This is a genomic window from Isoptericola sp. NPDC060257, assembly GCF_042726645.1.
Classification (GTDB): domain Bacteria; phylum Actinomycetota; class Actinomycetes; order Actinomycetales; family Cellulomonadaceae; genus Isoptericola; species Isoptericola nanjingensis.
In genome coordinates this window covers 1-9,446 of sequence record NZ_JBHXAW010000177.1, presented here as the reverse complement: position 1 = coordinate 9,446, position 9,446 = coordinate 1, and the positions used below count along the sequence as shown (strand labels likewise).

Here is a 9,446-nt window from a genome sequence, read left to right as displayed (position 1 = left end):
GACCCGGGCCCCCGCGGCCCGGGTCACCGCTCCCTGACCAGCTCGTGATCGTTTCGTGACATTCCACCCGCCGGTGCGGTACGTTCCTCCGGGCCGGTGGTTCAGGCAGCAGGAGAGGTCGCATGACAACCCACGTTCACAGGAGCACCGCGCACCGCGGCGCACCCGCTCCGTCCGACGCCTCGGCGCAGGCCGCGCGATGACGCAGACGCAGCCCGCACCGGCCCCCGCCACCCGCACCTACCCGAGCCGACGTGACCCCGGCCGCGGCGGGCGCAGCCGTCCCGTCACCGCCGTCCGGCACGTCCCGGAGCCCGTCCGCGAGACCGCCGCGCCCCGCGCCGCGGTGCCGGCCGCTCCGGCTGCTCCGGTCCGCACCGCACCCCCCGCCGCGCCCGCGACGCCCGCGCCCCCCGTGCACGTCCACGCTCCGGCGACCGCCACGCCCGCCGTCGTGCACACGCACGTGTTCGACCCCGTCCGCCCGGCGGCGGGCCGCGAGACCCCGCGCGGCGACACCTCCCGCGGCGAGACGACCCGCTCCGAGCACCGTCCGGTGCGCAAGTCGGCGCGCAAGCGCGTCCCCGGCCGCCTCGCGGGGCTGGGGGTCGGGCTGACCGTCGCCGTCGCGACCACCGCGACGCTCACCGCCATCGCACCGCAGGCCTCGGCCCCGGAGCCCGACGACCGGCCGACGACCGGCTCGCTCGAGGCGATCACCGCCGCGGCGGCCGCCGCCGTCGACGACCGCGACGGCAGCGCCTCGCGCAGCGGCGCCCGCGCGGGTGTCGCGCAGGCCTCGACCGTGAAGCAGACCGCGGGCGGCGCGACCGTCACGGTGTCGGACAAGGCGAAGATGTCGGTCGAGACGCTCGACCGGGGCGAGATCGAGGGCCCGCCGCCGGTGCTGCCGGGGTGCGAGGGCGTGGCCGCCGGGACCGGGTCCAACGGGCTGATCCCCTCCAGCGAGCTGTGCACGCTGTGGGACGGGCACACGCAGGTCCGCGCCGACGCCGCCGTGAAGCTCGCCGAGCTGAACGAGGCGTACAAGGCCGCGTGGGGCGAGTCGATGTGCATCACGGACGGCTTCCGCAGCTACTCGCAGCAGGTCGCGACCAAGGCCGCCAAGGGGTACCTGGCGGCCGCGCCCGGCACGTCGAACCACGGCTGGGGCCTCGCCGTCGACATCTGCCCCGAGACGTACTCCGGCTCGCGGTGGAACTGGCTCGCCGCGAACGCCCCGGCCTACGGCTGGGACAACCCCGACTGGGCCCGGCCCGGCGGCTCCAAGTACGAGCCGTGGCACTGGGAGTACACCGCGGGCGTCACGCAGATGGGCGGCTACTGACCGGACCCGCGAGCCGGCGCACCGCGTCGAGCACGTCCACGCCGTCGGGCGGCTCGGTGTCGAGGGCGCGGTGGATGGTCATGCCCTCCACGAACGCGTCGAGCACGCGGCTGGTCGCCGGGTCGAAGTGCCGGCCGAGCGCGGCGCGGCTGCGGCGCATCCAGTCGTTCGTCAGGTCGCGGAAGGCGGGGTCGCGCGCGGCGAGCGTGTAGAGCTCGTGCGACAGCACGAGGTCGCGCTGGGTGGCGAAGACGTCGAGCGTGATGAGCCGGACGACGGCGCGCAGCGCGGCGTCGCGGTCTTGCGCCTCGGCCATGCGGCGGTCGAACTGCGCGGAGGCCTCGCGGGTGAAGCGCCCGAACGCCTCGCGCAGCAGCTCGTCCCGCCCGGCGAAGTGGTACGTCATCGAGCCGAGCGGCACGTCCGCGGCCGCGGCGACGCGGCGCTGCGAGGTGCCCGCGACGCCGTGGGCGGCGACGACGTCGAGGCAGGCGTCGATGATGCGGTCGCGGCGGTCGGGGTCGTAGCGGCGCGGTCGGGTGCCGTCGGTCATGACCCCATGATGGCCTCCGGCCCGTAGAGCGCCCGGGCGTTCCCGGCGAGGACGGCCTCCACGTCCGGCCCGGACAGCCGCGACGTGCGGACGTAGTCGAACGCCCGCGCGTACTTCGCGCCCTGGAAGTACGGGTGGTCCGACCCGGCGAGGAGGCGGTCGGCCCCCAGCGTCTCGGCCGCCAGCGCGAGCGACGGCTCGTGGAAGTTGGCGGCGTCGAACCACATCCGCCGCAGGGCTCCGAGCGGCGACGACGGGAACGCGCCCCAGTCCTCGTAGTTGTCCTCGAGCCGTCGGGCGAGGAACGGGAGGTCGCCGGCGAGGTGCGCCACGTGCAGGCGCACCCGCGGGAACCGGCTCGGCACGTCGGCCTTGAGCAGGTGCAGCACCGCGATCGCGTCCTCCACCGGGGCGCCGTTGACCCAGGCCAGCCCGTGGCCGGTGATGAGGTCGGAGCGCGCGCCCGACCCCGTGGCGTGCAGGTTCACCACGGCACCGCGCTCGTCGAGGGCCGCCCAGACCGGGGCGAACCGCGGGTCGGCGAGCGAGAGCCCACCCGGCAGCACCGTCGGCAGCGAGAAGCCGACGAACCCCGGAGCGTCGGCGACCCGCGGGATCTCCTCGAGCGCCGCCGCGACGTGCGGCAGCGGCAGCGCCCCGTAGGCGAGGAACCGCCCGGGGTGGGCCGCCACCAGGCGCGCGTACTCGTCGTTGATCCACCGTGCGGCGTCGAGCGACGGCCCCGGCTCCCGGCCGGCGGGGGCCTGCGGCGTCACGGCGAGCACCTGCAGCTCCACGCCGGCGTCGTCCATCCCGCGCAGCCGCTCGGACAGGTCAGCGTCGGTGGAGTCGGCCCGCAGGTCCCGGGCGATGGCGGTCGTGGCCGGGTCCACGCCGATGCGCTCCAGCCGGTCCAGGTACGCGACCGGGTACACGTGGGCGTGCGTGTCGATCGCGGCGCTGCGGGGACTCGAGGTCGAGGGCGTCACGACACCTCCGGGTGCTCGTCGGGGACTCCCGCGACGCTCCCACCCGACGACGACGCGCGCACCCGGAGCGGTTCGGCCCGCGTCGCCCGCCCGGGCGTACAGTCGATCCCGGACCAGCCTGACCAGCGACGACGTCGACGGCGGAGGAGCCGATGGCCTTCACCCACCCCCGGGGCACGCCCGGTACGGGGAGCGCACCGACCGCGAGCTGCCCGTGATCCGCCTGACGCGGCGCTGACCGTCGTGGCCGCCGCCGACGAGGTGCCCGGGACGTCGGCACGCGCCGGCCGCCCGTGGCTGCGACGCGCGCTCCGAGCGGTGATCGCCGTCGTGCTCGGCGTGCTCCTCGCGCTGGGCTGGTACCAGGTGTCCGTGCAACCGGGAGCGGCGATGCTGCAGACGCTGTTCGACTCCGGGCCCGGCGTCACGCCGCCCCTGGACATCGAGGACGCGCGGGCGAACGTCGAGGACCCGCGCACCGTGCCGATCCCGACCCCGGACGCCCCCGACGCGAGCGCCGTCGTGTACGCGCCGCGCGCCGAGGGGCCGCACCCGGTGGTGGTGTGGGTGCACGGCGGCGGCTTCGTCTCGGGCTCGCCCGCCACCGTCGAGGACTTCTCCGTCCTGCTCGCGAGCCGCGGCTACACGGTCGTCAGCCTGGACTACACCCTGGCGCCGGAGGCCCGGTACCCCGTGCCGGTGCGGCAGGGCAACGCCGCGCTCGACGTCGTCCAGGAACGGATCGCGGACTTCGGCGGCGACCCCGCCCGCGTCGTCCTGGGCGGCGACTCCGCGGGCGCGCAGATCGCGAGCCAGCTGGCCGCCGTCCAGACCAACCCCGGCCTCGCGGCCGACCTCGACCTCACCCCGGGCGTGCCGCGCGACCGCCTGCGCGCCGTCGTCCTGTACTGCGGCGCGTACGACCTGGACACCCTGGGCGCCACGGGCTTCCCCGGGCTGCGCACCTTCCTCTGGGCATACACGGGGCACCGCGACTGGGCGGACGCGCCGTTCGCCGACCAGCTCTCCACCACGAAGCAGGCGACGGCGGACTACCCGCCCACGTACCTCACCGTCGGCGACGCGGACCCGTTCGAGAGCCAGGGGCGCGAGCTCGCCGCCGCGCTCCAGGGCCAGGGCGTCCCGACCGAGACCCTGTTCTGGGACGACGGCGAAGGTCTCCCCCACGAGTACCAGTTCCACTTCGACCGCCCGCAGGCCGCCCGGTCCTTCGGCGCCACGCTCGACTTCCTGGAGGACCGGACCGGATGACCGAGCCGGCACCGGACGCCGGGCGCGCACGACGCGTCGTCGGCTGGACCGCCCTGGCCCTGCTGACGGCGGCGGCGGCCGTCGTCGTCGTCGACGCCGTCGTCGTCTTCCTCGGGCACTGACGCGCACCGCCGCAGGGGCGTCGCGGTGGTCGGTCCCCCGCACCGGCCCTAGGGTGGCGAGCGCGATCCACACCCGTCGGGAGAGGGCGAGGCACGGTGACCGGTGACGACGGGGACGAGGCCGGGCAGGCGGCCCCGCCGGCGCGACGGTGGCCCCGGCACCTGCACCTGGGCCGGTTCTCGCTGCGGCGCAGGTCGCTCGAGGCCGAGCCGGTGGTGGACGCCGCGTCGGAGCGGCTGCAGGAGTTCCTGGTGCTGCTGGGCGGCGCGCTGCTCACCGTCGGGACGGCCGCCACGGACATCCAGCACACGCTCAAGCGCGTCGCCGTCGCGCTCGGGTCGCCGCAGACCACGCTGTTCGTCTTCCCGACGCTGATCCTCATCAAGATGCCGGGCGACACCGAGACGCGGTTCGACGTCGCGGAGTCCGCCGGCGGGGAGGTCCGCTTCGACCGTGCCGCGCAGGTCTACGCCGTCGTGGACGACGCCGTGGCGGGCCGCATCGACGCGTCGGAAGGGGCCGAGCGGTTGCAGCAGGTCCGCGACGCGCACCCCCGGTTCCCGGCCTGGGTGCGCACGGCCGGGCACGGGCTGGCGGCGGCGGGTCTCGGGCTGGTCCTGCTCGGCGGCAACCCCGTCAGCCTGCTGTACGCGTTCGTGCTCGGCGTGCTCGTCGGGGCCGTCAAGCTCACCGTGCGGCCCGGGACGTACGCCGCGACCCTGCTGCCCGTCGTCACCGCGTTCGTGCTGGCGCTGCTGGTGTTCGGGCTCGCGGACACGACGGTCGTGAGCGAGCCGCTGCAGGTGCTGGTGCCACCCCTGGTCACGCTGCTGCCCGGCGCCGCGCTCACCACCGGCGTGCAGGAGCTCGCCGCCGGCGACATGGTCGCCGGGTCCAGCCGGCTCGTCTCGGGCCTGGCGCAGCTGCTGTTCCTCGCGTTCGGGATCCTCGCGGCCCTGGCGATCACCGACGTGCCCAGCGCGGACGCGCTCGCCTCCTCCGCCACGACGCTCGGCGCCTTCCAGCCGTGGATCGGGGTGCTGCTCTTCTCGCTCGGCATCTTCCTGTACCACTGCGGGCCGCCCCGGTCGCTCTTCTTCCTCACCGTCGTCCTGCTGGTGGCGTACGGCGGGCAGGTCGTCGGCGCGACCGTCACGAGCGGCGTCTACAGCGGCTTCCTCGGCGCCGCCGCGCTGACGCTGTGCGCCTACCTCGTGCAGACCGTCAGGGGCGCGCCGCCCGCCGTCGTCTGCTTCCTCCCCGCGTTCTGGCTGCTCGTGCCCGGCGCCACCGGGCTGATCGGGCTCACCCAGACGGCGAGCGGCGACGCCGTCAGCTCCACGAGCCTGCCGACGATCGCGGGGTCGATCGTCGCCATCGCGCTCGGCGTGCTCGTCGGCACGGCGCTGTACCGGCAGATCTACACGATGGCGCCCGCGCGCTGGGGGCTGCGCCCGACGTGACGCACCCCGGGTCAGAGCAGCAGCAGGTTGAGGGCCGCGAGCGCCACGAGCACGGTGACCAGCCGCTCGAAGAGCTGCTGGTCCACGTGCCCGATGACGCGCCGGCCGATCCAGGTCCCGACGAGCACGACGGGCGCCAGGACGGCCCACAGCCCCACCGTGTCGGCGCCCACGATCCCGACGCCGACGGCCACCGGCAGCTTGATGACGTTCACCGTGAAGAAGAACCATGCCGTCGTGCCGAGGAAGCGCCACTTCTCGTAACGCGCGGCCAGCAGGTAGAGGCTCATCGGCGGGCCGCCGGCGTTCGCGACCATCGTCGTGAAGCCGGCGAGGCCGCCGTACCCGAGCGTCGCGGCGCGCGTGTCCACGCGCAGCCGGTCGCGCCACAGGTTGAGCACCAGCAGCGCCAGCAGGATGCCGCCGATCGTGCGGCGCATGACGTCGTCGCTGACCCACGTGAGGAACGCCGCGCCGAGCGCCACGCCGGCCAGCACCGGCGCGAGCAGGCGCCCGATCACCCGGAAGTCCGCGTACCTGCGGTACGCCCAGATGGCGACCAGGTCGCCCGTGATCAGGAGGAGCAGCACCGCGCCGGTGGACTCCTTGGCCGGGACGACCAGCGCCATCAGCGCCGCCGCGATCATCCCGAGGCCGCCCAGCGCCGTCTTCGAGAAGCCGACGAGCAGCGCGACGAGCACGACGACGGCCCACCCGGTCCACGGCAGGCCGGCGATCAGCGGGGCGGGTTCGAGCACCGGGGCAGCGTAGTCGCGGGCGGGCCGTCGTCGGGCGCGGGTCCGCGCGTCAGCTCGAGGCACGGAAGCTCAGCGCGCCGTGTCGGTCACCGTACCCGGTCGTAGACCGCGGCAACCTCGCCCTGTGCGCCCACGACCTGCGACGACAGGGTCCAGGTGGTGCCGGGCAGGCCGTCGTCGAACAGGCGCTCCCCGCCGCCCACGATCACCGGGGCGATCAGGAGGTACAGGCGGTCGACCAGGTCCGCGGCGAGCAGCGGCTTGATGACGCTTGGGCTGCTGTTGACCAGGACGTCGCCCTGGCCGACGTCCCGCAGGCCCCGCACGACGTCGGCCGCGGGTGCGTCCACCACGCGGGCGCGCGGCCACGGCGCTGACGTCAGCGTGCGCGACAGGACCACCTTCTCCGTGTCGACGAGCCACCGCGCGTACGCGCGGTCGCGCGGGTCGGCGGCCTCGTCCGCGGCCACGGGCGGCCAGTAGCCGAGGAAGCCCTCGGCGTTGACCCGGCCGAGCACGGCCGTCGTCGCGTCCGCGCACAGCCGGACCAGGTGGTCGCGCGCCGTGTCGGTGGCGACGTACGGCAGGAAGGCGCCGAAGTCGGCCGGCCCGCCGGGGCCGTGGTACCGACCGTCGAGGCTGAGGCTGAGGTTCGCGGCCACGGTACGGCCGGTCTGCTGCGTCATGGTGTCTCCGTCGGTCTCGTCGGGTGCCGTCCGTCGGCACTCACCCCGGGGACGGAGCGGCGGACGGGTCCTCGACATCCGCCTGCGGCGACGACGCCGGCCACGGTCCTCGGGTCCCGCGCTCAGGCCCCCGCGACCACCCGCTCGGGCTCGCCGGTCCGCGTGGCGACACCGTCGTACCGGCCCTCGACGACGTCCGCGACGCGCACGGGCTCGCCGAGGGTCGCCGACAGGTAGACCGCGCGGACGGTGGCGAGCGCCCGCAGCCCGTCGTCGAGCGTCACCCACGGCGCGCGGCCCTCGCGGACCGCCGCGACGACGTCGGCCCACTGGGCGCCGTGCGAGCTGCCGTACTGCGCGACGTGCGACTCCTGCGGGTCCAGTGCGCCGCGGGCGCCGCCGGACGCGGCGGCGACCTGGTTGGCCGACCAGTCGCCGCCCTCGGCGTCGCGGGCGTGGAAGTAGGTGAGCTCGTCCGCCTCGATGACGGCGGACCCGTCCGTGCCGTGCACCTGGAGACGCACCCCCAGGTCGGGGTACACCGTGGTGGAGGCGTGCAGCGTGGCGAGCGCGCCGGAGGCGAACCGGACGATCGCGACCGCCACGTCCTCGACCTCGATGCGCTCGTGGCCGAGCCGCGCGGTGTAGGCGACGACCTCGACCGGCTCGCCCAGGTACCAGAGCAGCAGGTCGAGGGTGTGCACGCCCTGGTTCATGAGCGCGCCGCCGCCGTCGAGGGCCCAGGTGCCGCGCCAGGCGCCGGAGTCGTAGTACTCCTGCGTGCGGTACCAGTCGACGTTCGCGACGGCGGAGGTCACACGGCCGAGGCGGCCCGCGTCGAGCGCACGCCGCACGGCGAGCGCGGACTCGTCGTGCCGGTGCTGGGAGATCACGGCGACGACCTGCTCGGGCCGCGCGGCCGCGGCGTCCCGCAGCCGGCGGGCGGGCTCGATCGCGACGTCGAGCGGCTTCTCGACGACGACGTGCGCCCCGGCCTCGAGCGCCTCCAGCGCGAGGTGGGCGTGCTCGCCGCTGGGCGTGCAGACGCTCACGACGTCGAGGCCGCCGGCGGCGAGGGCCTCCCCGAGGGCGGCGTGCGCGGCGGGGGCCGGCCGGCCGGCCGCCACCAGCTGCGCGGACACCGCGGCGGTGCGGTCGGCGTGCGGGTCGACGAGGGCGACGACGTCGAGGTCGGGGTTCGCGGCGGCGACCTCCGCGTGCAGGCGGCCGATGACGCCGCAGCCGACGATGGCGAGGCGCAGCGGTGCGCCGGTGCTTGCTGTCATGCCGGCGATGGTAGGCATCCGATCGCCCCGGTGAACAGAGGTCTTGACTAATTAACACTCATGGTTTTAATGTCTCGACCGCCGGCTCGGTCCCACCACCCGAGCCCCGACCCGAGGAGTTTCAATGAGGAAACTGTCGCTGCGGCTCGCCGTCGCAGTCGGAACGACCGGAGCCCTCGTCGCGCTGACGGCGTGCTCCAACGGCGGCGGGACCGCCGGGGGCCAGGACGCCGCGCTCGACCCCGAGGCCGACGTCACGATCTCCGTGGGCGACCAGCCCACGGCGGACAAGCCCGAGGAGCAGGCCGCCTTCCAGGAGCGGATCGACGAGTTCGAGGCCGAGAACCCGAACATCACCATCGAGCCCTCCACCGAGGTGTGGGACGCCCAGACGTTCCAGGCCAAGCTCGCCGGCGGCACCCTGCCCACCGTCATGGGCGTCTCGCTCACCTACAGCCACGAGCTCATCCAGGACGGGCAGCTGCCCGACATGACGCCGTACCTCGAAGAGCTCGACATGATCGACGACCTCAACCCGCTCGCCCTCGACAAGGTCAAGGACGACGAGGGGCACATCTACACGATCCCCACCGGCCTGTTCTCCGTGGGCCTGGCCTACAACCGCGACGTCTTCGAGCAGGCGGGCCTCGACCCCGACAAGCCGCCGGCCGACTGGGACGAGGTGCGCGAGTACGCCAGGACCATCGCCGAGAAGGTGCCCGGGGTCGCCGGCTACGCCCAGATGACGACCAACAACACGGGCGGCTGGATGCTCACGACGATGACCTACAGCAAGGGCGGGGAGGTCCAGGACGCCGGCGGCACGAAGGCGACCATGGGCGATGCCACCGCCGACTCGCTCCAGGCGCTGCACGACATGCGCTGGGTGGACGACTCGATGGGCAAGGAGTTCCTCTACGACCAGGAGTCCGTCCGCCAGGCGTTCGCGGCGGGGAAGATCGGCATGG

General features: G+C 74.9%; 10 protein-coding genes. 5 read left to right on the top strand and 5 right to left on the bottom strand.

Annotated elements, in window-relative coordinates:
- Positions 1–199: 199 nt before the first annotated feature.
- Positions 200–1,348, top strand: a complete 1,149-nt coding sequence (locus ACFWEK_RS14445) for a M15 family metallopeptidase (protein ID WP_430554494.1) — start codon at positions 200–202, stop codon at positions 1,346–1,348.
- On the opposite strand, the gene ACFWEK_RS14440 is transcribed toward ACFWEK_RS14445, so the two are convergent.
- The gene (locus ACFWEK_RS14440; protein ID WP_430544790.1) at positions 1,326–1,901 is read right to left on the bottom strand and encodes a TetR/AcrR family transcriptional regulator; all 576 of its coding nucleotides are present in this window, start codon (positions 1,899–1,901) and stop codon (positions 1,326–1,328) included. The genes ACFWEK_RS14445 and ACFWEK_RS14440 overlap by 23 nt on opposite strands.
- Positions 1,898–2,890, bottom strand: coding sequence for an amidohydrolase family protein (locus tag ACFWEK_RS14435; RefSeq protein ID WP_430544791.1), 993 nt, complete (start codon positions 2,888–2,890; stop codon positions 1,898–1,900). The genes ACFWEK_RS14440 and ACFWEK_RS14435 overlap by 4 nt, the downstream gene beginning before the upstream one ends.
- Before the next feature lie 243 nt (positions 2,891–3,133).
- Between ACFWEK_RS14435 and ACFWEK_RS14430 the strand changes: the two genes are divergently transcribed.
- The 3 genes from ACFWEK_RS14430 to ACFWEK_RS14420 all read left to right on the top strand — a co-directional run bounded on the left by ACFWEK_RS14430 (position 3,134) and on the right by ACFWEK_RS14420 (position 5,748).
- Entirely contained in the window at positions 3,134–4,162 is a 1,029-nt protein-coding gene (locus tag ACFWEK_RS14430; protein WP_430554493.1) for an alpha/beta hydrolase, read from the top strand.
- Positions 4,159–4,284 carry a hypothetical protein gene (locus tag ACFWEK_RS14425; RefSeq protein ID WP_430554492.1) on the top strand — a complete coding sequence of 42 codons (126 nt, stop codon included), beginning with the start codon at positions 4,159–4,161 and terminating at the stop codon, positions 4,282–4,284. The genes ACFWEK_RS14430 and ACFWEK_RS14425 overlap by 4 nt, the downstream gene beginning before the upstream one ends.
- Positions 4,285–4,380: 96 nt before the next feature.
- Complete coding sequence (locus tag ACFWEK_RS14420; protein ID WP_430544794.1) at positions 4,381–5,748, top strand: threonine/serine exporter ThrE family protein; 1,368 nt, start codon at positions 4,381–4,383, stop codon at positions 5,746–5,748.
- A gap of 11 nt (positions 5,749–5,759) precedes the next feature.
- Here the strand turns inward: ACFWEK_RS14420 and ACFWEK_RS14415 are convergent, their stop codons facing one another.
- From ACFWEK_RS14415 to ACFWEK_RS14405, 3 genes are all read right to left on the bottom strand, one after another.
- Positions 5,760–6,506 (bottom strand): sulfite exporter TauE/SafE family protein, encoded by a 747-nt coding sequence (locus ACFWEK_RS14415; protein WP_430544795.1) that lies wholly within the window; start codon positions 6,504–6,506, stop codon positions 5,760–5,762.
- A gap of 86 nt (positions 6,507–6,592) precedes the next feature.
- Positions 6,593–7,192 carry a dihydrofolate reductase family protein gene (locus ACFWEK_RS14410; RefSeq protein WP_430544796.1) on the bottom strand — a complete coding sequence of 200 codons (600 nt, stop codon included), beginning with the start codon at positions 7,190–7,192 and terminating at the stop codon, positions 6,593–6,595.
- A gap of 122 nt (positions 7,193–7,314) precedes the next feature.
- The gene (locus tag ACFWEK_RS14405; RefSeq protein ID WP_430554491.1) at positions 7,315–8,478 is read right to left on the bottom strand and encodes a Gfo/Idh/MocA family protein; all 1,164 of its coding nucleotides are present in this window, start codon (positions 8,476–8,478) and stop codon (positions 7,315–7,317) included.
- A 124-nt stretch (positions 8,479–8,602) separates the two neighbouring features.
- Here ACFWEK_RS14405 and ACFWEK_RS14400 point away from each other — a divergent pair.
- Positions 8,603–9,446: ABC transporter substrate-binding protein (locus ACFWEK_RS14400; RefSeq protein WP_430554490.1), on the top strand; the 844-nt coding region annotated here is incomplete at its 3' end.

Excerpts from the sequence above, each read along its gene's own strand:
- ACFWEK_RS14405 (WP_430554491.1), bottom strand. The coding sequence starts at position 8,478 with ATGACAGCAAGCACCGGCGCACCGCTGCGCCTCGCCATCGTCGGCTGC.
- ACFWEK_RS14425 (WP_430554492.1), top strand. The coding sequence starts at position 4,159 with ATGACCGAGCCGGCACCGGACGCCGGGCGCGCACGACGCGTCGTCGGC.
- ACFWEK_RS14410 (WP_430544796.1), bottom strand. The coding sequence starts at position 7,192 with ATGACGCAGCAGACCGGCCGTACCGTGGCCGCGAACCTCAGCCTCAGC.
- ACFWEK_RS14440 (WP_430544790.1), bottom strand. The coding sequence starts at position 1,901 with ATGACCGACGGCACCCGACCGCGCCGCTACGACCCCGACCGCCGCGAC.
- ACFWEK_RS14445 (WP_430554494.1), top strand. The coding sequence starts at position 200 with ATGACGCAGACGCAGCCCGCACCGGCCCCCGCCACCCGCACCTACCCG.